This is a genomic window from Flagellimonas sp. 389, from assembly GCF_018449435.1.
GTDB lineage: Bacteria > Bacteroidota > Bacteroidia > Flavobacteriales > Flavobacteriaceae > Flagellimonas.
Window position 1 is genome coordinate 45,762 of record NZ_JAHCMU010000012.1, and the last position, 21,776, is coordinate 67,537.

20 protein-coding genes and 1 other RNA gene are annotated in these 21,776 nt (G+C 36.8%); 14 read left to right on the forward strand and 7 right to left on the reverse strand.

All coding sequences use genetic code 11. The annotated features are described in order from the left end of the window. The first annotated feature begins 2 nt into the window (after positions 1–2). From KIM67_RS18795 to KIM67_RS11575, 3 genes are read left to right on the forward strand one after another with little or no spacing between them, the layout of a single operon-like run. The gene (locus KIM67_RS18795; RefSeq protein WP_313788438.1) at positions 3–227 is read left to right on the forward strand and encodes a four helix bundle protein; all 225 of its coding nucleotides are present in this window, start codon (positions 3–5) and stop codon (positions 225–227) included. Beyond that, positions 220–354 carry a four helix bundle protein gene (locus KIM67_RS18800; RefSeq protein WP_313788439.1) on the forward strand — a complete coding sequence of 45 codons (135 nt, stop codon included), beginning with the start codon at positions 220–222 and terminating at the stop codon, positions 352–354. Before KIM67_RS18795 ends, KIM67_RS18800 begins: the two co-directional genes overlap by 8 nt. After that, positions 351–1,076, forward strand: coding sequence for an RNA pseudouridine synthase (locus tag KIM67_RS11575; RefSeq protein WP_298869057.1), 726 nt, complete (start codon positions 351–353; stop codon positions 1,074–1,076). The genes KIM67_RS18800 and KIM67_RS11575 overlap by 4 nt, the downstream gene beginning before the upstream one ends. Here KIM67_RS11575 and KIM67_RS11580 read toward each other — a convergent pair. After that, on the reverse strand, positions 1,073–2,617 hold the full coding sequence (locus KIM67_RS11580) for a hypothetical protein (protein WP_213831528.1): 1,545 nt from the start codon (positions 2,615–2,617) through the stop codon (positions 1,073–1,075). The genes KIM67_RS11575 and KIM67_RS11580 overlap by 4 nt on opposite strands. Before the next feature lie 146 nt (positions 2,618–2,763). Here KIM67_RS11580 and KIM67_RS11585 point away from each other — a divergent pair, with 146 nt between their 5' ends. After that, on the forward strand, positions 2,764–3,936 hold the full coding sequence (locus tag KIM67_RS11585; protein WP_213831529.1) for a 2-isopropylmalate synthase: 1,173 nt from the start codon (positions 2,764–2,766) through the stop codon (positions 3,934–3,936). A gap of 30 nt (positions 3,937–3,966) precedes the next feature. Further along, positions 3,967–5,085 carry a 3-isopropylmalate dehydrogenase gene (gene leuB / locus KIM67_RS11590; protein WP_213831535.1) on the forward strand — a complete coding sequence of 373 codons (1,119 nt, stop codon included), beginning with the start codon at positions 3,967–3,969 and terminating at the stop codon, positions 5,083–5,085. Here leuB and KIM67_RS11595 read toward each other — a convergent pair. Continuing rightward, a complete protein-coding gene (locus KIM67_RS11595; protein ID WP_213831537.1) occupies positions 5,078–6,310 on the reverse strand; it encodes a peroxiredoxin in 1,233 nt (410 codons plus the stop codon). The genes leuB and KIM67_RS11595 overlap by 8 nt on opposite strands. Before the next feature lie 126 nt (positions 6,311–6,436). Between KIM67_RS11595 and pheT the strand changes: the two genes are divergently transcribed. Next, positions 6,437–8,854, forward strand: coding sequence for a phenylalanine--tRNA ligase subunit beta (gene pheT / locus KIM67_RS11600; RefSeq protein WP_213831539.1), 2,418 nt, complete (start codon positions 6,437–6,439; stop codon positions 8,852–8,854). 4 nt (positions 8,855–8,858) lie between these two features. Here the strand turns inward: pheT and KIM67_RS11605 are convergent, their stop codons facing one another. Continuing rightward, positions 8,859–9,398, reverse strand: a complete 540-nt coding sequence (locus KIM67_RS11605) for a fasciclin domain-containing protein (protein WP_213831541.1) — start codon at positions 9,396–9,398, stop codon at positions 8,859–8,861. Between the two features lie 225 nt (positions 9,399–9,623). Here KIM67_RS11605 and KIM67_RS11610 point away from each other — a divergent pair, with 225 nt between their 5' ends. Beyond that, a complete protein-coding gene (locus tag KIM67_RS11610) occupies positions 9,624–10,343 on the forward strand; it encodes a hypothetical protein (RefSeq protein ID WP_213831543.1) in 720 nt (239 codons plus the stop codon). 4 nt (positions 10,344–10,347) lie between these two features. Here KIM67_RS11610 and KIM67_RS11615 read toward each other — a convergent pair whose 3' ends face one another. Next, positions 10,348–11,979, reverse strand: a complete 1,632-nt coding sequence (locus KIM67_RS11615) for an ABC-F family ATP-binding cassette domain-containing protein (RefSeq protein WP_213831544.1) — start codon at positions 11,977–11,979, stop codon at positions 10,348–10,350. A gap of 171 nt (positions 11,980–12,150) precedes the next feature. On the opposite strand from KIM67_RS11615, the gene KIM67_RS11620 reads away from it, so the two are divergent. Next, a complete protein-coding gene (locus tag KIM67_RS11620) occupies positions 12,151–13,536 on the forward strand; it encodes a transaldolase (protein WP_213831545.1) in 1,386 nt (461 codons plus the stop codon). Positions 13,537–13,596: 60 nt separating this feature from the next. Here KIM67_RS11620 and fsa read toward each other — a convergent pair whose 3' ends face one another. The 3 genes from fsa to ffs all read right to left on the reverse strand — a co-directional run bounded on the left by fsa (position 13,597) and on the right by ffs (position 15,260). Further along, complete coding sequence (fsa, locus tag KIM67_RS11625) at positions 13,597–14,253, reverse strand: fructose-6-phosphate aldolase (RefSeq protein ID WP_213831547.1); 657 nt, start codon at positions 14,251–14,253, stop codon at positions 13,597–13,599. Positions 14,254–14,297: 44 nt separating this feature from the next. Next, on the reverse strand, positions 14,298–15,107 hold the full coding sequence (locus tag KIM67_RS11630) for an SDR family oxidoreductase (protein WP_213831549.1): 810 nt from the start codon (positions 15,105–15,107) through the stop codon (positions 14,298–14,300). 54 nt (positions 15,108–15,161) lie between these two features. Next, an RNA gene (ffs, locus tag KIM67_RS11635) (signal recognition particle sRNA small type) lies at positions 15,162–15,260 on the reverse strand. 75 nt (positions 15,261–15,335) lie between these two features. Here ffs and KIM67_RS11640 point away from each other — a divergent pair. The 6 genes from KIM67_RS11640 to KIM67_RS11665 all read left to right on the forward strand — a co-directional run bounded on the left by KIM67_RS11640 (position 15,336) and on the right by KIM67_RS11665 (position 21,750). Then, positions 15,336–16,406 (forward strand): glutaminyl-peptide cyclotransferase, encoded by a 1,071-nt coding sequence (locus KIM67_RS11640; protein ID WP_250149244.1) that lies wholly within the window; start codon positions 15,336–15,338, stop codon positions 16,404–16,406. Then, positions 16,406–16,801, forward strand: coding sequence for a thioesterase family protein (locus KIM67_RS11645; protein ID WP_213831551.1), 396 nt, complete (start codon positions 16,406–16,408; stop codon positions 16,799–16,801). Before KIM67_RS11640 ends, KIM67_RS11645 begins: the two co-directional genes overlap by 1 nt. Beyond that, complete coding sequence (locus tag KIM67_RS11650) at positions 16,798–18,354, forward strand: hypothetical protein (protein WP_298869066.1); 1,557 nt, start codon at positions 16,798–16,800, stop codon at positions 18,352–18,354. The genes KIM67_RS11645 and KIM67_RS11650 overlap by 4 nt, the downstream gene beginning before the upstream one ends. A 128-nt stretch (positions 18,355–18,482) precedes the next feature. Further along, positions 18,483–19,220 carry a LytTR family DNA-binding domain-containing protein gene (locus KIM67_RS11655; RefSeq protein WP_213831553.1) on the forward strand — a complete coding sequence of 246 codons (738 nt, stop codon included), beginning with the start codon at positions 18,483–18,485 and terminating at the stop codon, positions 19,218–19,220. Between the two features lie 137 nt (positions 19,221–19,357). Further along, complete coding sequence (locus tag KIM67_RS11660) at positions 19,358–19,525, forward strand: hypothetical protein (protein WP_213831555.1); 168 nt, start codon at positions 19,358–19,360, stop codon at positions 19,523–19,525. 191 nt (positions 19,526–19,716) lie between these two features. Further along, positions 19,717–21,750: a sensor histidine kinase gene (locus KIM67_RS11665; protein ID WP_213831557.1), complete on the forward strand. Its 2,034-nt coding sequence runs from the start codon at positions 19,717–19,719 to the stop codon at positions 21,748–21,750. The last annotated feature ends 26 nt before the right edge of the window (positions 21,751–21,776 follow it).

Consider the following 21,776-nt stretch of genomic DNA (forward strand, 5'->3'; position numbering starts at 1 on the left):
AAATGCATCGTTTTAAGGATTTGGAAATTTGGAAAAAAAGTAGGGCGTTTTGTTCAGAGATTTATCAAATAACTTCTTATTTCCCAGATTCTGAAAAATTTGGGATTACCAACCAACTCAGAAGAGCTTCGGTTTCTATACCTTCAAATATTGCAGAAGGCTGCTCCAGAACGTCAAAAAAAAGATTTTTCAAGATTTTTAGAGATAGCTATTGGTTCAATGTATGAAATCGAAACTCAACTTTTAATTTCACTTGATTTAAAATTCATAGAAAAAAAGAAATTAGAAGAACTCTTGGACAGTTTAAATTCCATTATTAAAATGACTTCCAAGTTTAAATCAACCTTAAAGTGAAGCTTATTTTGCATACATCCAACAATCCAACTGTCCAACAATCGAATCCATCTAATTTAACCGTTCTACATGAGGACAATCACCTCATTGTAATAAACAAAAAAGTTGGTGATATAGTACAAGGGGATAAGACCGGTGATACTCCCCTGAGCGAAGTTGTAAAAGAATATTTGAAAATAAAATACAACAAACCAGGCAATGTGTACCTAGGAGTCGTACATCGTTTGGACCGACCAACATCCGGTATTGTTCTATTTGCCAAAACCTCTAAGGCTCTACCCCGATTGAACAAATTGTTTTCCGAAGGAAAAACCAAAAAGACGTATTGGGCAGTAGTCAAAAAAGCTCCTAATGCCAAAGAAGGGGTTTTGACACATTGGCTCGTACGCAATCCAAAACAAAACAAATCTTATGCTCATGAAAAAGAGGTGCGAGATAGTAAGAAGGCTGTTTTGGCATATAGAACCCTTAAAAAGCTCGATACTTATTTTCTTTTGGAAATTGATTTAAAGACTGGAAGACACCATCAAATAAGGGCGCAATTAGCAAAAATGGGAAGCTTTATAAAAGGGGATTTAAAATATGGCGCGGACAGAAGCAACAGGAATGGCGGCATACACTTGCACGCTAGAAGCCTAGAATTTGAACACCCTGTAAAAAAGGAGGCTATCCAAATTGTTGCAAATCCGCCTAACGACCCCATCTGGAACACCTGTCTTTAACGAGTAATGGCCAATGCTTTTTCTCGAATAATTTGCCCTACCGGTTTATTTTGTAGATGGCTTTCCAGCCAAGAAAGAATATCCAAATAAAGAAAAGCTCTTTTCTCATAAGGATGGTCTTCATATTTTTTCAACTCATTGTACAACTTTTGAAACTCGTTTCTCAATTCACTTGGGTAGATATCCCCTAGACTACGCAAAAATTTGATCATCTCCTTTTGAACGGCATGCAAATCGTTCATTTTCAATAGGAACTTATAGGTACTTTTTAATTGTACTTCTAAATGATAGTCCATTCCAGCTTCATAATGAGCGACCAAACTTAGAACCCTTGCAAAGCACATTAAATCTTCTCGCATTTTTAGGTTCTTGTTCAAGATAATTTTCTTCAAATAAGCGATGCAATTTTTGTTGTCACCATTTCCAAAATACAGACAAGCAATTTTATAGTACAAAAGCATAATGTGGTGCTCATCAATCCTATCACTATGCTTTTTGATGCCGTATTCGATAATATTGACAAGGTATAATCCCTTACCAAAGGTTCCCTCCAAAAAATGCTGGTTGAGTTTATTGGAATTGATGTACAAAAACGCCAATGACGTAATATTATCGTTTTGGGGAAACTTTGGACTGTTTACCTGTTCCTCCATTTTTGTCAAAGTTTCTTTAAACTGCGAACTATACTTCACAAAAAACAACGACTCTAAAAGATAATGGTTGCCTTTTAAAAAGAAGACCGGGTTCAATGCTATCATCTCTTCATTGTCATAGAAAAGGTCTACCCACTTACTTGCATATCGGTACGATGATAAAAAATCTTGAGTCAAAAAACTGTACCATAAATGTGCCTTATAGAGCCATAATTTTTCCCTAAACCCAAGCTTATCGATGTCATATGAAGGTAGATGGGCATCAAAGTAATTCTGTACGCTCAACAAATCCTCATCACTGCGCACATATCCAACTTTTAGCATCATTCCATACAATTGAAGCGATAGATTGGATAACTTACTGGTCATTACATTGTGTGCAGAAAGTTCTTTTGCTTGAACAGAAAGCTCATCTGCACGATCGGGAATACTTCTTGTAATGTATTGGGTTTCAATTATCTTTTCGAGCTCTACAATTTCATAGGCTACATTCTTTTCTTCATTTTCAATAGCGAAGTTCTTTGCCTTGTCCAAAATTTTCAGACTTTGTTTATACAATCCTTTCTGATAAAGAATGGTAGCAAAATCCAATTGTTCACGTATCTGTACCCTAATATTCTGGTTTACCGGATTCAATCGTAAGCTCACCAATATTTGTTTGTATAAGTGCGCTTTTAAGTTAGATAATTGTGATTTTTTTACAATCCCACTTTCTAAAATCTGCTGTTCATGATAGGTCCGCATCTTATCGAGCAAATTAAAAAGTGCCAAAAATTTTGCATCAGTATTTACACCCAAACGACCTACATACAGCTTAAACTGGCGTTTTTCTGATTTTGAAAGAGATTTAATTAAAACAAATAAGGCGTCTTTATGGGTATTTGTCATCGTAAAAAATATAATTTAACGTGTTGTTCTTCAATATTTTACATTATATGAAATACAATTTAACGTTGTAATGATTTTTATCATTTTTTAGATCTTGCCAACTCCTATTCTATCTTCGTAAAGCTTAGCTAAAACTGACACAAATAATGGGTAAAGATAAGGTACAAATTTTTGATACCACACTTAGGGACGGCGAGCAGGTTCCTGGCTGTAAATTAGATACAAAACAAAAATTGGTCATTGCCGAACGCTTGGACGAGCTTGGCGTTGATATTATTGAAGCTGGTTTTCCCATATCTAGTCCTGGTGATTTTAAATCTGTCCATGAAATTGCAAAGTTGGTCAAGAACGCAACCGTCTGTGGTTTGACCCGGGCTGTAAAAAAAGATATAGAGGTAGCTGCCGAAGCGATTAAAATTGCAAAAACACCAAGGATTCATACCGGAATTGGAACATCGGACTCCCATATTAAATATAAATTCAACTCAACAAGAGAAAGAATAATAGAACGTGCAGTAGATGCCGTGGCCTATGCAAAATCCTTTGTGGAAGATGTAGAATTCTATGCAGAGGATGCCGGGCGTACCGATAATGTTTTTCTGGCACAAATTTGCGAAGCCGTCATTAAGGCCGGTGCTACAGTGCTCAACATTCCAGATACAACCGGGTATTGTTTACCTGAGGAGTACGGAGCAAAAATGAAATACCTTAAAGAGAATGTAACAGGCATAGATAGAGCAATTCTGTCCTGCCATTGTCATAATGATCTTGGTCTGGCAACAGCCAATTCAATTTCTGGGGTAATCAATGGCGCAAGACAAATTGAATGTACCGTTAACGGTATTGGAGAGCGTGCCGGAAATACTTCTTTAGAAGAAGTGGTCATGATTTTAAGGCAGCATCCTTACCTGAATTTAGATACCGATATCAATAGTAAACTGCTGTTCGATACAAGCCGAATGGTCTCTCAAAAAATGGGAATGCCGGTGCAACCCAACAAAGCAATAGTGGGGTCAAATGCTTTTGCCCACAGTTCTGGAATCCATCAAGATGGGGTTATAAAACAGCGCGAAACTTACGAAATTATGGACCCAGAAGATGTTGGGGTCACAGAATCATCAATAGTTTTGACCGCAAGAAGTGGTCGTGCCGCTTTGGCATACCGTGCGAAAAATATAGGTTACGAGCTGACCAAATTACAATTGGACGTTGTGTACGAGAGTTTTTTAGAATTTGCAGACCGTAAAAAAGAGATTTTGGACGATGACATCCATCAAATTGTTGAAGCTAGCAATATCTCGATCAAGAGCATTGCTTAACGTTTTGCATTAATCATCAAATTGTACTAGATGAATCTAAACATAGCTTTGCTTCCGGGAGATGGTGTTGGTTCAGAGGTGTTAGATCAAGCAGTAAAATGTTTACAAGCGGTTGAAGAAACCTTTAATCACCATTTTGTGTATAAAGAGGCACTTGTTGGAGCTATCGCTATCGACAAAAAGGGAAATCCGCTACCCGATACAACCCTAAAGCTATGTAAGGAGGCTGATGCAGTCCTATTCGGAGCTATTGGTGACCCAAAATATGATAACAATCCCGAGGCTACGGTTCGACCAGAGCAGGGACTATTAAAATTGCGCAAAGAACTTGGGCTGTATACCAATATAAGACCTGTAAAGGTTTTTCCAACCCTTATCGATAATTCTCCCTTAAAAAAGGAAATCATTGCAGGGACGGATTTCATCATATATCGAGAACTTACCGGAGGAATCTATTTTGGAGAGAAAAAGACGAATGCAGAAGGAACCGTAGCCTCTGATTTGTGTGAATACTCAGAAAAAGAAATTTCGCGAATAGCACATTTAGCTTTTAAAGCAGCAAAAAACAGGAGAAACAAACTTACGCTTGTAGATAAGGCCAATGTTTTGGAATCTTCTCGACTTTGGAGAAAAGTAGTCACCAGTATTGGTGAGAGTTATCCAGAAGTATCTTTGGATTTTCTATTTGTGGACAATGCGGCAATGCAAATCATTCTGAACCCCAGCCAATTTGATGTTATTTTGACCGAAAACATGTTCGGTGATATTATTTCTGATGAAGGAAGTGTAATCGGGGGATCAATCGGACTTTTGGCTTCTGCATCCGTTGGGGATAAAAATGCCTTGTTCGAACCCATACACGGTTCTTATCCACAAGCAAAAGGCAAGGATATTGCAAACCCTATTGCCTCGATTCTTTCTGCTGCTATGCTATTGGAAAATTTTGGTCTTTTTGAAGAAGCCATGGCGGTACGCGAAGCTGTAGATAAATCGTTAAAAAAGGGGGTGGTCACCCAAGATTTGGACAATAAGAGTCAATACGGCACCAAACAAGTGGGTGATTTTATTGCAGACAATATCGTGGATAGTGAAGATGATTTCAATATGAACGATGAAAATATCGATTTAGGAAAATCAACTATTATTTAGCTTCTTCTTCGCTAAGTTTTTTAATTGTATTGTTAAATTCCTTTTTAAACGCCTCGTGCTTATCGCCCGTAGCTGGTCCGTTAAACCCTGTGTGTATTTTTTTTACCTCTCCTTCTTTGTCAATATAAATAGTTGTTGGATAGGATAGCACGTGGTTCAACATAGGAAGTTTTTCATTGGCCTTTTTCTTATCGGACGTTCCGTACTGCGCAAGTAAAATAGGATACTCTACTCCTACTCTATCTTTTAGTCTTCTTATTCCGTTCCACGCCTTTTCTTCTGTTGTTGCATATTCAAAGGCAAGTGCAATAAATTCGATATCAAAGTCTGGGTTATTCTTTATAAAATCAACATAAAACTTGGTTTCATCCAAACAGTTTGGACACCATGTTCCCATAATTTGTACCAATACCACCTTTTTATCAAATCTGGAATCTGCAAGACTTACCATTTTACCGGTTTCATCTGGAAATGAAAAATCAAGATTATCATAGCCCTCTTTTAAAAAAGTCAAGCTATTGGCATCTGGCAATTCAAATCCTTCATTGCGTTTTCCCGCAAATGTTTCAATAGAATGGTTACCGGAATAAAATTTACCTTGCAACGAACTGTCGGTTACTTTAGCGGTGAACAAGAATGCATGTGCCCCGTCAAACGTGGAGAGTTTAAGCATATCTCCCGAGATTACGCCTTCCAAATAGCGATAATCTCCCGTTTTTGTTCTAAACGTACCTTTCACGTTATTATCGGTTTGAACAAAGATCCCCTTTGCAGGATATTCATTTTCTGTTCCCTCTTCAAAATTCACCTCCCAAACCCCAGAGATATTGGTTGTTGCATCGGAGGCTACTTCAAACCTATCTTTTCCACCAAATTTGGCCGTGAAGGGTACAATTCTATCCAAACTTTCCTTAATGAAATTTCCATTTATTTCATTTTCTGTAAAAGTTCCTGAAACGTATCCTTCAAAAATTGGCATTTGAATTAGGATGGAATCATTCCATACCTTTATTTCATCCACAGTTACCACCTCTTCGGCATTGTACATTTGCATCACATACAACTCATCCTCCTCTTTTACAAGTGAAAAATTAAACGGAAGTGCTTCAGAAGGGGAAACTTGTAATTCTGCAAGCCAATCACCAGCTTTAAGCTCTTTTTTTTCTTCATTGCACGAGGTTAACAGTAAAATCAAGCCAAACAAGAACAACCAAATTCTTTTCATAATCCAAGAGGTTTATCTAAAAAAACTAAAATACGACCCAAAACTTACATTAACACTATTGTATGGAACATTTTACGTTGAATCTGTTGCGCTATTGTTTTATATTTGTCGACTTTAAATTTGAGTATGAAGATTTCTTATAACTGGTTGAAGCAATTTTTGGAAATTGACTGGGATTCGCATAAAACCGGAGAGTTACTGACCGACTTAGGGCTTGAAGTCGAAGGTATTTCCAACTTTGAATCAGTTAAGGGAGGATTACACGGCCTGGTGGTAGGACACGTAATCACTTGCGAACAGCATCCCAATGCTGATCGGCTCAAATTAACTACAGTAGATGTTGGGGAAGCTTCTCCGTTGCAAATTGTTTGTGGTGCCCCAAACGTAGCTGCTGGTCAAAAAGTTCCTGTTGCCACTATTGGCACTACATTGTATACCAAAGATGGTGAAGCCTGGAAAATAAAAAAAGGAAAGATTAGAGGAGAAGAAAGCCAAGGGATGATCTGTGCTGAAGATGAGCTCGGTCTAGGTGAGGGTCATGATGGTATCATGGTTCTAAGCGATACTCTAGAACCTGGCACTCCTTGCGCAGAAGTATTCGAGATTGAAAATGATGAAGTTTTTGAGATTGGACTTACGCCAAACCGTGCAGATGCCATGAGCCATTTTGGTGTTGCACGGGATATAAAAGCCGGACTGGAACAGCGAGAAATCCAAAAACAACTGGTAACGCCATCAACTAGTAATTTCTCTATAGATAACAGGTCATTAAAAATAGATGTTGAAGTTGAGAACAGCGAATTGGCACCTAGATATTGTGGAGTTACCATCAGTAATATCATTGTTCAAGATTCGCCGGACTGGCTTAAGAATAGGTTGAAGGCGATTGGATTATCCCCTATCAACAATATAGTCGATATTACTAATTACGTATTGCACGAACTAGGCCAGCCATTACATGCATTTGACGCTACCAAAATAAAAGGCAGTAAAATTGAAGTGAAGACCTTGCCCAAGGGAACAAAGTTTAAAACTTTGGATGAAGTGGAACGGGAACTGCACGAGGACGACTTAATGATCTGTGATAGTGAAAAACCCATGTGTATTGCGGGGGTATTTGGGGGAATTCATTCTGGTGTTACTGAATATACGACTTCAATTTTTCTTGAAAGTGCTTATTTTGATGCCGTTTCAATAAGAAAAACGGCAAAAAGACATGGCCTAAATACCGATGCATCTTTTAGGTTTGAGCGCGGTATCGATATCAACAATACAGAATATGCATTAAAAAGGGCAGCGCTTTTAATAAAGGAAATTGCCGGTGGTGACATTAGCTCAGAAGTAGTTGACCTATACCCAAAGAAACCTAACGAGAGACAGGTCTTTTTGACCTTTGACAAAATCAATTCGTTAATAGGGCAAGAAATTCCTAGAGATTCTATAAAATCGATACTATCTTCATTAGAAATCAAAGTAAATAATGTCACCGAATCCGGACTTGGGTTAACTATACCATCCTACAGAGTTGATGTAGAGCGGGAAGTGGATGTCATCGAGGAAATTTTAAGGGTATACGGTTACAATAATATAGATCATAAAGAAAAGCTCAACGCTTCTATAGCTAACTCCTCTAAATATGAGAACTATAGAGTTCAAAATGTTATTGGCAATCTATTGGCGGCACAGGGGTTTTACGAAATTATGACCAATAGCCTAGTAGCTGCAAACGGAAATGTATCTGAAAATGATAATGGAGCCGTTCGGATGATCAATCCACTTAGCACAGATTTATCGGTATTAAGGACTTCAATGCTCTTCTCCGGTCTACAAACGGTCAGCTATAATAACAATCGGCAAAAAACGGACTTAAAACTGTTTGAATTTGGAAAAACCTACCATAAAATAGGTGACGACAATAAAGAGAAGCAACATTTATCTATTTTTATTTCAGGAAACAAAAATGACATAAATTGGACAACTAATTCTACTAAAACTGATTTTTTCTTTCTCAAAGGGACTGTAGAAACAATCTTAGATAGGTTGGGGTTAAAAGAAGTTGTAACGGAACCCTATACCGATGCCATCTTTGCTGAAGGATTGTTATGCACTAAAAGTGGAAAAACCATTGGAACATATGGATTGGTAAGTAAAGCCATTTTGAAGCAGTTTGATATAAAACAAGACGTTTTCTTTGCGGATTTTGAATGGGATACCATTATGGAATGCCTTAATAGACAAAATATCATTTTTAAAGAGATACCAAAGTTTCCAGAGGTTTCACGAGATTTTGCACTACAATTGGACGAGAATATCACGTATCGTCAAGTGTATGATTTAGCATGGGACACTGAAAAAAATCTGCTTAAAAAAGTTAATCTATTTGATGTGTATAAAGGTGATAACCTTCCTGAAGGAAAAAAATCCTATGCAGTTAGTTTCACGCTTTTAGATGAGAAAAAGACGTTGACCGATAAGCAAATTGATAAAATAATGTCCAAGTTGTTGGGTCGTTACCAAAAAGAACTTGGCGCCGAATTGCGCTAGTAGATTACATTTGAGAAGGTAGAATAACACTATCAATCTCGTGTATTACACCATTTTTCTGGTTCACATCTGCAACAGTTATCCTAGCAGTGTTTCCTACTGGGTCTGTTAAAACAATGTCATACCCTTCCATGTGGGCAACAAGTTTTTTCCCTTGAATAGTAGTGAAGCTGGCTTTTCCTTTTCCCCTGCACATTGCCTTTAATATGTTAGAGGCAGTTAAATTACCTGCTACTATATGATAGGTCAGCAAAGATTTTAAATCACTTTTGTCCTTGGAATTGATAAGTTGCTGCATTTTTTTGTTCGAGAATTTCGCAAATGCCGCATCAGAAGGCGCAAAGACCGTAAAAGGTCCAGATTTATCCAAGATATCTTCCATTTCGGTAGCCTTAACAGCTGCCAACAATGTTTTATGATGGTCAGATTCACTAGTGTTCTGCGTAATTGATTTGGCTTCTGAGGGCGCAGAATCTTGCGCAGAAATACAAAAGGTAAGCAGAAAAAAACAACTGAAAAGAACTCTTAATTGTGGGGGATTCATTTAGTGTATTTTAATTTGGGACAACCTAAAAATGTTAATTTCAATTATGTTAAAACACGATTAAGTGTCAAAATCATCGGTAAGATACTTCTTTTCGTTTGAATGACGAATCTATTTATTTACAGATATCGAATTTAACAAAATGTTAACTTTTTGATTTTTTTCTCCCATAGTAATCTGGAATACATTTTATTAACTTTGGATTGATTGCTAAGAAAAGAAAACATGATATTTAAAAACACTAACATTGAGAGGGAACTCCATGCCTTTCGGGAAAAACACCAAAAAGAACATGAGATTTTAGAAGAAGTACAACGAATCCTGCGAAAGGATAACTCTTCCAAAGCTGTTATTACAGCGACCCTCAATTCAAAAAAGACTACTACTGCCAACAATTTTGATTTTAATCTCTTAAAAACTGATCGCATTTATCATATAGATCAGATCAAACAAATCTGTATTGATTACAGACTTCGATTTTTGGACAGCAGATATTTTAAAGGAAAGATTCCTGAAAAAGGAATTTCCAAAATAAAAGAATTGGAAATCGCCCATAATATAGAGATACAAGGATTTAAAATCATGGCTCCCTCTAAGTTATTTAAATTAGAAGACAAGGATGACCCTTTGCTTTTTGCCCCAATTGGCAATGACTATTTTTACTTGATTCACAAGTGGGGCAATGATTTACATCCTATGCGTAAATTATTGGTTTGGCCATTCAAGAATATAGTCAATCTAGCCTCCTTTGTCTTTTTAATAAGCTATCTAGTTACTCTTATGGTGCCAAATGGCCTATTTTCCAAAAGTAATTCCTCAGCAGAATTTTGGATTATTTATTTCTTTATGTTCAAGTGTATCGCTTCGGTGGTAATATTTTATGGCTTCGCCCTTGGCAAGAATTTTAACCCTGCTATTTGGAACAGCAAATATTTTAATGCTTAGTTGATTAAACTACCGCCATTTGGTACATTTTGCCACGTTGCTCTTTGATTGATTTATCGGACATATAATCATCAAATGTCAAATACCGGTCGATTGTACCTTTTGGTGTTAGTTCAATAATTCTGTTCGCTACGGTATTCACAAATTCATGGTCATGGGTTGTCAGTAAAACGGTACCCTTAAAGTTCTTTAGGGAATTATTGAATGCCGTGATACTCTCTAGGTCCAAATGATTTGTAGGTTCATCCAATAGTAGCACGTTTGCACGTAATAACATCATTCTGCTCAACATACAGCGTACCTTTTCCCCTCCAGAAAGTACAGTACACTTTTTTAATGCCTCTTCCCCGCTAAACAGCATTTTTCCCAAAAACCCCCTTACATAAACTTCTTCACGTTCTTCTTCGGTTTTAGTCCATTGACGTAACCAATCCACCAAATTGATATTTTCCCGAAAGAACGAAGCGTTATCAGCTGGTAAATAAGAGTGTGTTGTTGTTACTCCCCATTGAAAAGACCCATTATCGGCTTTAATTTTTCCATTGATGATGTCATAAAACGCTGTAGTGGCCCTAGAATCTTTGGAAATAATAGCAACCTTGTCACCTTTAGCAAGGTTTATGCTCACATCTTGGAACAGCAAATCGCCATCTTCGGATGTAGCTGCTAGTTTTTCAACATTCAAAATTTGATCACCAGCTTCTCTTTCACGTTCAAAAATAATGGCAGGATATCTTCTGCTTGAAGGTTTTATATCTTCAATCTTTAATTTGTCCAACATCTTCTTACGAGATGTAGCCTGCTTGCTCTTGGCTACGTTGGCGCTAAAACGCAGTATAAACTCTTGCAACTCCTTGGCCTTCTCTTCAGATTTTTTGTTCTGTTGCGCACGCTGGCGTGCTGCTAGTTGACTGCTCTCGTACCAGAATGTATAATTCCCAGAAAATAGATTGATTTTGCCAAAATCGATATCTGCAATACTCGTACAAACGGCATCTAAAAAATGTCTATCGTGCGAAACAACGATAACTGTGTTATCATAATTGGCCAAAAAGTTTTCCAACCAATTTATGGTATCGTAATCCAAATCATTGGTCGGCTCATCCATTATCAGTACATCCGGATTTCCAAAAAGTGCCTGTGCCAACAATACTCTTACCTTTAATTTGGAATCCATATCTGCCATATGGGTATAGTGCAGGTCTTCCGAAATTCCCAAATTTGACAAAAGTGCCGCTGCATCGCTGTCAGCATTCCATCCGTTCATTTCTTCGAACTGTACTTGCAGCTCTCCAATTTTATCGGCATTTTCATCGGTATAGTCCGCATAAAGTGCATCAATCTCCTTTTTTATGGTGAATAATGGTTTATTTCCCATTACCACGGACTCCAGCACAGGTACCTCGTCGTAAGCATTGTGGTTTTGCTCCAAAATGGACATACGTTTTCCGGGTTCTAAATGCACATTACCAGAGGTTGCGTCTATTTGACCTGATAGAATTTTTAAAAATGTTGATTTTCCAGCACCATTGGCACCGATTATTCCATAACAGTTTCCATGAGTGAACGTTACGTTTACTTCATCAAACAAAACTCTTTTCCCGAACTGAACGGATAAGTTAGATACTGATAACATGCAGCTATTTATTTTTTGCAAAAATAGCTAAAAACCACCCGTATTACCAATTTAAAGACATATTATTAAATTGCACAAAAACAAGGTTTTACAACATTTAACTAGCTATTAACAAAGATGGCTTTCCTGTATCCTTAATTTTGTTTGGTAACCCTAATTGGTTCACGTTGTATGATAAGATTTTTACTATATCTCTCCTTTCTTTCAATTTTGTCATGTTCCCAAAAATCGAAAGATGCCTCTTCGGTATACTTTGGAGGAGAAATTGTAAATCCTACAAGTGATTTTATAGTACTTTATAGAAACAATGATATTGTAGATTCCGTAGCGTTGGATGAAGGCAACAGATTTTCTTTTAATCTACAAGAAATCGAAGAAGGACTCTATCATTTTGACCACAGTCCAGAACGCCAATATTTATTTATAGAGGAAGGCGACAGTATTGTTGTGCGCTTAAATACTTTGGAGTTTGACGAATCTTTGGTCTTTTCTGGTAAGGGCAGTGAAATAAACAATTTTCTCTTAGAAATATTTCTTGCCCATGAAAAAGAGGAGCCTTTAGTTTACAAATATTATAAGTTGGACCCAATAGCCTTCAATGAAAAGATTGATTCATTACGGTTACAGAAGGTTACTTACCTAGAGGAACTGGCCACGGACAATGAACTATCTGAAAAGGTTTTGGCCATGGGCAAGGCCTCTATAGACTACAATAGTTTTGTCTATAAGGAGAAATATCCTTTTTACCATAAGAAAAGAACCGGTGAGGAAACCATACACGATTTAACCGGTGCGTTTTACGACTACAGAAAAGACATTGATCTTAACAGTAAGGACCTGGCTTATTTTAGGCCTTATTTTGATTTTATGAAGTACCACTTTGGAAATCTTGCATATATGTCCTGCTTGAAAAGCTGTGGTACTCAATCAGAATCATCCAGTAAACATCTTCACCATAATAAGCACAAGTTAAAATTAGTCGATAGTTTGGTAAAAGAAACGGACCTAAGAGATATTTTGTTGCGGAACATTGCTATGGACTATCTTCTTAAAGAACATAGCTCCAGTAAGGAGAGTAAAATCTTTTTAGATAAGTTTCAATCACTTTCCAGCAATGATATGCATAAAGAGGAAATTGTAGACTTGTATGATGGAATTCAAAACTTGCAACCGAACAGTATTCTTCCAAATTTGGATATCACCGATATTGACAGCAACAGTGTTTACCTAAGAGATATCAGCAAGAAGAAAAAAACTGTTTTTTATTTTTGGACAGCTTCACAAAAGAGACATTTTAGGAATGTCACAAGGCACGTTTCTAGACTTAAAAAGAAGCATCCCGAATATCGTTTTGTCGGCATCAATTTAAGAACAAATCATTCACAGTGGGTAAGTCTTGTAAAAGAAAATAACCTTGACCCCAAGAACCAATTTCATGGAGCAGATTTTAAAGAGATACAGACTGCCATGATGATAGATGGTCTGAACAAGTGCGTTATCACCAAAGACACTTTGATTGTGGATGCGTTTGCCAATTTATACACCACCTCCTTCTAACACAAAAAGGTTCCACAAATGGAACCCTTTTAATTTTTTGCCTATCAAATAATTGTAGGCTTAACTATTGCCTTTACGATAATCCGCTAAGAATTTTTCTAAACCAATATCGGTCAATGGGTGCTTTAAAAGTCCTTCGATAGATGAGAGCGGTCCTGTCATAACATCGGCACCAATTTTTGCACAATCGATTACGTGCATCGTGTGTCTTATGGAAGCCGCTAATATCTGGGTTTCAAATCCATAATTGTCGTAAATAAGGCGTATTTCTGCAATAAGGTTTAGGCCATCGGTAGAGATATCATCAAGCCGTCCTAGAAATGGTGAAACATATGTTGCTCCAGCTTTGGCAGCCAATAATGCCTGTCCTGGGGAAAATACCAGTGTACAATTTGTTCTAATGCCTTTATCTGAAAAATATTTTAACGCCTTAACACCATCTTTGATCATGGGTACCTTAACAACAATCTGTTCGTGCAGTTTGGCAAGCTCTTCCCCTTCCTTGACCATTCCGTCAAAATCCGTAGCTACTACTTCGGCAGATACATCTCCATCAACGATGGTACAAATATCCACATAGTGCTTTAAAATGCTTTCCTTACCGGTAATTCCTTCTTTTGCCATCAATGATGGATTGGTGGTTACACCATCTAAAACTCCAAGTTGTTGTGCTTCGGAAATTTGGTCCAAGTTAGCGGTATCAATAAAAAATTTCATTATTTGTTCTTTTAAATTAATGCTTAGGATAAGTGTCTATAAAACTACAATTTATAATGGTTCAACAGTAGCCTTTCATATACTTTATCCGGTAAAATTTTCTTCAGGAAAAGTGAAACCCGTTGCATAAGCTCACCAACTGTATAATGAATTTTTGGTCTTCTTTGCTGTATGATTTTATACACTTTTTCAGCCACAAGTTTTGGATCCCCTCCAGAATCCACATGCTCGTTCATAAGATCCAAACTTTTTTGATACTTATGTTGGTATACGGAATCTTCTGTAACTGGAACGTGGTATCTTCCAGATGCGATATTTGTGGCAAAATCGCCTGGAGCCAAGTTAGTGATGGTCACATTGAAATCTTTGACCTCCATTCGCATTGCCTCCGTCAATATACCAAGCGCTCCTTTAGCAGCAGAATAAAAACCTCGATAAGGAAGCCCCATATAGCCAGCGATAGAGGTAATATTGATAATTTTTCCCCCACCCTGCTTTCGCATTTGTGGCAAGACGGCTTTTATCATGCGGATAGGGCCATGAAAATTGATATCAAAAACATTTAGAATCTCTTCATGGGGTGTTTCTTCAATTGGTCCTGTTATTCCAACACCAGCGTTGTTTATAAGAATATCCAATCGTCCTTCCTTCAAAATAATATGGGAAACTGCTACATCAATGCTCTCCGGAATTTTCACGTCCATTTGCAGTAATTCAAAAGCATCAAGATCAGGATAGTTTTTTGTATTTCTGGTTGTTCCATAAACAATAAAACCTTTAGAGGTTAGATAGGTTCCTATTGATTTTCCTATACCTGAGGAACCACCCGTTATTAGAACAACTTTGCTTTTCATGGTAGATAGTTTAAGGTCGTAAAAGCTTGTAGACCACTGAATTCAGGGAACAAAAAAAGGCAAGCTACCTACATCGCACCGCTACGACCGCATACCCTTGCTGCGTTCCCACCCTGGGGGATTTTGCAGGAGCTGGTCGTGTAGGACTTGCCAATGGCAAATATACGATCTTTTAAATTTGTTACAATCATATTACATTCTTAATTTCGATGGTCAAGTGCATAAAAAATGAAACATTTTAAAGGAATGATGGCAAAGCTATTTTCAATTTTTGGATTTCTATTTTTCTTTCTTGGGTGTGGTGGCAACGAAGACCCCACTAAACTCTTTGATATTCAATTAGAAGGAAATAAAAACAAGTTTCAGCAAAAGCAAGAAATAGGAATTGCATTAAGTAATAAAAAGGATAAGGAGATATCCGATATCCATTATTATATTGATGGAAAAGAATTTCCCACTACAAATGGAAAGCTAAAATTGGACATCCCCACACTGGGAAACAAAGTACTGGTAGCTAAATTCAATCTTGGGGAAAAATCCGTTGAAATAGAGAAAAGAATCAAGGTGTTAGCGCCAAACCCACCAGAAGTCTATACCTACGAAATTTTAAACACCTATCCCCACGATCCTAAGGCATATACGCAAGGATTAGAATTCAACAAAGGTGTTCTTTATGAAAGTACCGGTAAAAAAGGAGCATCTACCTTGCGTAAAATAAATTATGAGACTGGTGCAGTACTACAAAAAATAGATTTGGACAAGACCGTTTTCGGAGAAGGGATTACCATTTTAAATGACAAGCTCTATCAGCTTACGTGGCAAAGCGGAATTGGATATGTGTACAACCCAGATAATCTTGAAAAAATCAAAAACTTCAGTTATGGCGAAAGTCGTGAGGGCTGGGGTCTTTGCAATGATGGTGAAAAACTGTTTAAAAGTGACGGAACGGAAAAAATATGGTTTCTAGATCCTTCAACACTAAAAGAACAGGGCTATATTGAAACGGTTACCAACAAATCCATTTTTAACATGGCCAACGAACTAGAGTATTTAGATGGAAAGCTATATGCCAATGTATACCAAAAAGAAAGCATGATGATCATTGATGCTACTTCCGGGGCCATCGAAGGTGTCATTAATTTTGGAGGGTTAAAAAATAAAGTGAACAAGGGACCGGAGTGGGATGATGGCAATTCTGTACTGAACGGCGTGGCGTACCATAAAGAAAGAAATACGTTTTTCGTAACGGGTAAAAACTGGGACAAGCTTTTTGAAGTGAAAATTCGCAAAAAGAATTAATGCACAAGTACAAGGAAATCTTTAACGTAGTCCAGCAAGATTTAGATGACCTTGACCATGTGAACAATATCCGTTATGTGGAATGGATACAAGAAATTTCGCGTAAGCATTGGTTCAAAGCAACTACCCAAGAAATTCGGGAAACTATGATCTGGGTAGTTAAAAATCATAATATTACCTATGCGAAACCTGCGTTGTTAGGCGAGGAAATCATCATTACCACCCATATTGCAAAGACTAAAGGACCAATATCTGTAAGAGTGGTTGAGATACGGAACAATACAACGGGGCACCTGCTCGTTAATGCTGCTACAGAATGGTGTCTGTTAGATGCCGAAACATTTCGTCCCAAACGTATTCCAGAATCTGTACAAAATCTATTTAACAATACGTGAACCGTTGGCACTTAAAATCGTTTATCATCGTACTAGGTATTATCCTTACGATTTCTTGGGGCTCTTGCCGCGAAGATTTTGATTACCCACCAAGTTCCGGTAATTTGGAATTTTCCAAGGACACTATTTTTTTAGATACCATTTTCACAAATATTGGAAGTAGTACCTATTCCCTAAAAGTTTACAACAGAAGTAATCAAGATATTCTAATTCCATTTATAGGGCTCGAAAGCGGCCAAGAAAGTAGTTATAGACTTAATGTTGATGGACAGGCTGGAAAAGAATTTAACAATGTTCCGTTACTTGCAAAGGATAGTCTTTTTGTGTTTATAGAAACAACCTTTGATATTGCACAAACTCCAGAAAATGAATTCCTGTATACGGAAGCTTTATTTTTTGGTACGGGAGACGAAAGGCAACGGGTTGAACTAGTGACCTTAATAAAAGATGCAGTTTTTTTATATCCCAATACACAGTCGGATGGTACTAAGGAAACCCTTGTACTGGGGCTTGATGATGATGGAGAAGAAATAAGGGTGGAAGGTTTTTTTTTAGAACCGGAACAACTGCAGTTTTCCAATGAAAAACCATATGTTATATACGGCTATGCAGCTGTGCCCGAAAATGAGAACCTCATAATCGATGCCGGTGCTCGTGTTCATTTTCATACTAATTCTGGTATCTTGATAAGTGAAGGTGCGACCCTAAATGTAAATGGCCTTTTGAGCGAAGATCAAGAAATACTGGAAAACGAGGTTATCTTCGAAGGGGACCGACTGGAACCATCATACGCCAATATATCTGGACAATGGGGCACTATTTGGTTAAGGGAAGGAAGCGCAAACAATATAATAAGCCATCTTACCATTAAAAATGCCACCATTGGTTTACGTGTGGAGGGTGAGGAATCCCAAATATCCCCTACCCTTATCCTCAAAAATACTCAGGTTTACAATAGTTCAAACCATAACCTTTGGGCCTCCTCGGCATATATCATAGCAGAAAACACTGTTTTGGGTAACTCTGCCAATAGTTCGTTATATGTTGATCTTGGTGGAACATATAGCTTTGTACATTGTACGCTTGCCAATTTTTGGAGCAGTGGACCTGGAAGCGGAACGGCACTTTTGTTGGATAATGCAGCCTCTTTAACAAATGGGGAAACGATTACGCAAAATTTGGAAAGTGCTGATTTCACAAACTGTATCATAGACTCAAATCAATCTATAGCATTTTTAGTACAAAGAAACGATAATGCCGACTTTAACTTTGGCCTTAAGAATTGTCTGCTAAAATTTAACGATACCAGTAACAGGTTTGAAGGTAATCCGTTGTTCAACTTTGAAGATATTGATTTATACCAAAATGTAATCCTCAACGGGGATTCTGATTTTACAAGACCATTTGAAAATCAATTTCAGATTGGCAATAATTCAGCTGCTATTGATGTGGCAGAACCCAACCTTTCCCCACCAATCTTAATTGACATATTGGGAGTTGAAAGAGCACCAAATCCAGACATTGGAGCTTATGAAAATACTCCGGACAATTAATTTTTAAGAAAAAATTAGGAATCGATAGCGAAAAATCCTTCAATTTAAGGAAAATCCATACTTTTTTTAAGGTAAAACTGCAATGAGTTCTTTTTTTGCGTTAGTAACTTGCAATCAGTAATTTACGTATGGACTATACCTACACCATAATAGACTCGGATGCAACTTCAAAATTGCAGTTACAGCTCTATCTTCAAGAGTATGGAGATTTTGTATGTGCCTCTACGGCCAAGGATTCCTCTGAAGGTTTAAATACAATTTTAAAGTTTACTCCGGACATCGTTCTTATCAACCTTAATGAGACCGATGGGATGTCACATTTTCAAATGGTTACGGAATTGAACCAATATATGCCAACATTACCTATAATCATTGGTTTCTCCACATCGAAAAAATATGCTTTCAATGCCATTAAAAGTGGTTTTTTTGATTATTGGATTCTACCCCATAATGAGTTCGACATTAGAAAGACCGTTATGCGTCTTCGCAAGTTATCTACAAAACAACAATTCCCATCCACAATTTGTTTAAAATCATATAACGATTACCGCTATTTAGATACCAATGAAATTCTGTATCTAAAATCAGATAACAATACCACAGATTTCTTTATGAAAGATGGGAACGTGGTCAGTGCTTTTAAAACATTAAAATCTTTTGAAGATCGCCTACCCGAAAGTTTTATTCGCGTCCACCAGAGTTATATTTTGAACAGTAGGTACGTATCACGTATCAACTATGGCAAATCCATGTGTACACTTAAAAGTATGGGCAAGGAGGAATTGCCATTTTCCAAGACCTATAAGGACAAGGTAGACTCCTTAAAAGAAATGCTCTCCAAAACGGCGTTAAAATCCGTTAATTAACAAAATTCTTACAGTTTCCAATATAATTCTCGCAGAACAACTATAAATACTAAAATAGTTGTTCCACTGGAGCTCACCCCTTAGGCTCTAAATATCTTGCAGCCATATTTAACTCCTAAACTAAAATACATACAGTTATGAAAAAAACATTACGCTTATTTGCTATCGCCGTTATGACTCTTGGAATCTATTCTTGTGAAACTGAAACTGATGTTCAAGAAACTGAAAGTTTGTTTGAGACTTTGGAGGTTGAAATACAAGGTACGGACGGTGAGATTTCTCCCAACGATGATAGAGGAAATTAATAAATCTTATATCAGTTTACATTATAGAATATATTTTAATAAGTATAAAATCAAAAAAGCCCCAAACCAAATTGGTTTAGGGCTTTTTTATTACCTTGTATTAAAAGAAAGAACTCTAGCTACCTCAGATGAGATTTAAAAGAATATATCAAGTTGTTTTATTGTTTTATCTGGTTAATAGTTGCACGGAATTGAATAAGCATACTAATACAGATATAGCCAGTATAAATGCAGATACTGAAAGTTTAATCAAAATTGTAAAAGATAGTACGCATTTACCAATTTCAGAGAAGAAGAAAATGTTACAAGATGCTGAATATGAAATTGCCAATATTTCTAATGACACAGTACAATTAAAATACCTTTCCGAAGTATCATTAATCTATAAAAACCTTAAAGACTCTTTAAAGTTTAGGCAAATTAATCAAAAGGTACTGGAAGCATCTGAGGCAAAGAAAATTTATACAACACTTGGAAATTCCCATTGGGATTTGGCGTCTTTTTATAAGTCCTACGGTTTATTGGATAGTGCTTACTTTCACTACAGAACTGCTTATAAAAGCTTTAACAAGTTGCCCTATAGTCCTGAATCTAGTTCAACCAAGGGAAGAATGTTGTATAGTATGGGTCAAATCCAAGATTCATTTAAGGATTATTTGGGAGCAGAAACCAGTATAACATCAGCCCTGACAATTTTTGTCGATTTAGAAGATTACACTAGGATATATAATTGTAACAATATGCTTGGTATTATTGCGAATGGAATGAATAATTATGAAAAAGCCCTAGAATATTATGAAAAAGCAGAAACCAACCTAAAAAAAATCAAATCTTCCAATAGGTTTGCATATTTATTATATAATAAAAATAACATTGCCAGTGCCTATTTGAGAAGTGAAAATTATGAAAAAGCTAAAACCGCATATACCCAATTACTCAAAGACGAAAATCTAAATTCAGAACCTCAAACGAAGTCCCTTGTTCTTGTAGGCAAGGCATATTCAATATTTAAAAGTGAAAATGACTTTTCCGAAGCGAAATCATTACTCGATAATGCAATACAATTAAATGACAGCCTAGGTTTTTCATCAATCCAAGCGAGAACGAAACAGTATTATGCTGAATTATTGGCGGCGGAAGGAGATACTATAAATGCCACAAAGTACGCCAAAGAGTCAAAAGACATTGCACAGCTTACAAGCAATAACGACAGATACCTAGAAGTACTTAAGATATTGACCAAATTGGACAGTAAAAATGCGGTCGCCTATTCCGATGAGTATTACAAACTTAGCGAAAAGATAAAAGACGAGGAACGTGTAATTAGAGACAAGTTCGCAAGAATACGATTGGAAACCGATGAAGTTATCCAAAAAAATGAGGTATTGTCCCGTCAAAAGCAAATATGGATAGGTGTTGTAATTTCACTTTTACTTTTTGGAGCTGCCGTATTCACTATTATCTTACAACGTATCAACAATAATAAACTCAAATTTCAGCAGAAACAACAGGAGAGCAATCAAGAAATCTATAATCTTATGCTTTCACAACAAGGAAAATTCGAAGAAGGAAAACAATTGGAACAAAAACGTATATCTGAAGAGCTACACGACGGAATTCTAGGTCAAATGCTGGGAGTAAGGTTGATTCTTAGTGGATTAAATGAAAAAAATGATGAAGCTTCAGTATTACAACGTGCAGAACTGATAGAAAAATTACGAGATTCGGAAGAAGAAATAAGGACTATTTCACATGAGCTGAGTAACGCTTCTTATCAAAAATTTTATAACTTTATTGTATCTCTGGAAGACATGATAAACACGATAAGTCAATCTTCAGGGATTTCTTGTTCTTTTACATATGATGATAATGTGGATTGGGATGATTTGGAAGGTGATATAAAAATAAACGCCTATAGAATTGTACAGGAATCGCTTCAAAATTGTGTAAAACATGCAAAATGTGAAAATGTTGAAATCATTTTCGATCTAGAGGGCGAACACTTAAAATTGATGGTAAAAGATGATGGAGTTGGTTTTGATTTAAGTAAAGGGAAGCGTGGTATCGGTTTGAGGAACATTACATCAAGAGTCAAAAAAGTAGAAGGTAAATTAGATATTAAGACCAAAAAGAATGAAGGAACGACTATAATCGTACTTTTGCCAAATAATTATATTCAACAGGAAAACCCAGAAGATATTCTAGGCAGCGCTCAAATAATATAGACGTAATTTCAACTTAAACGCGATAG

What these genes read in the sequence shown, in the direction of transcription:
- KIM67_RS11630 (WP_213831549.1), bottom strand. Translation starts at nt 15,107, where the DNA reads ATGAAAAGCAAAGTTGTTCTAATAACGGGTGGTTCCTCAGGTATAGGA.
- KIM67_RS18800 (WP_313788439.1), top strand. Translation starts at nt 220, where the DNA reads ATGTATGAAATCGAAACTCAACTTTTAATTTCACTTGATTTAAAATTC.
- KIM67_RS11595 (WP_213831537.1), bottom strand. Translation starts at nt 6,310, where the DNA reads ATGAAAAGAATTTGGTTGTTCTTGTTTGGCTTGATTTTACTGTTAACC.
- KIM67_RS11580 (WP_213831528.1), bottom strand. Translation starts at nt 2,617, where the DNA reads ATGACAAATACCCATAAAGACGCCTTATTTGTTTTAATTAAATCTCTT.
- pheT (WP_213831539.1), top strand. Translation starts at nt 6,437, where the DNA reads ATGAAGATTTCTTATAACTGGTTGAAGCAATTTTTGGAAATTGACTGG.
- KIM67_RS11605 (WP_213831541.1), bottom strand. Translation starts at nt 9,398, where the DNA reads ATGAATCCCCCACAATTAAGAGTTCTTTTCAGTTGTTTTTTTCTGCTT.
- KIM67_RS11645 (WP_213831551.1), top strand. Translation starts at nt 16,406, where the DNA reads ATGCACAAGTACAAGGAAATCTTTAACGTAGTCCAGCAAGATTTAGAT.
- KIM67_RS11585 (WP_213831529.1), top strand. Translation starts at nt 2,764, where the DNA reads ATGGGTAAAGATAAGGTACAAATTTTTGATACCACACTTAGGGACGGC.
- fsa (WP_213831547.1), bottom strand. Translation starts at nt 14,253, where the DNA reads ATGAAATTTTTTATTGATACCGCTAACTTGGACCAAATTTCCGAAGCA.
- KIM67_RS11615 (WP_213831544.1), bottom strand. Translation starts at nt 11,979, where the DNA reads ATGTTATCAGTATCTAACTTATCCGTTCAGTTCGGGAAAAGAGTTTTG.
- KIM67_RS11610 (WP_213831543.1), top strand. Translation starts at nt 9,624, where the DNA reads ATGATATTTAAAAACACTAACATTGAGAGGGAACTCCATGCCTTTCGG.
- KIM67_RS11660 (WP_213831555.1), top strand. Translation starts at nt 19,358, where the DNA reads ATGAAAAAAACATTACGCTTATTTGCTATCGCCGTTATGACTCTTGGA.
- KIM67_RS11620 (WP_213831545.1), top strand. Translation starts at nt 12,151, where the DNA reads ATGATAAGATTTTTACTATATCTCTCCTTTCTTTCAATTTTGTCATGT.
- KIM67_RS18795 (WP_313788438.1), top strand. Translation starts at nt 3, where the DNA reads ATGCATCGTTTTAAGGATTTGGAAATTTGGAAAAAAAGTAGGGCGTTT.
- leuB (WP_213831535.1), top strand. Translation starts at nt 3,967, where the DNA reads ATGAATCTAAACATAGCTTTGCTTCCGGGAGATGGTGTTGGTTCAGAG.
- KIM67_RS11655 (WP_213831553.1), top strand. Translation starts at nt 18,483, where the DNA reads ATGGACTATACCTACACCATAATAGACTCGGATGCAACTTCAAAATTG.
- KIM67_RS11640 (WP_250149244.1), top strand. Translation starts at nt 15,336, where the DNA reads ATGAAACATTTTAAAGGAATGATGGCAAAGCTATTTTCAATTTTTGGA.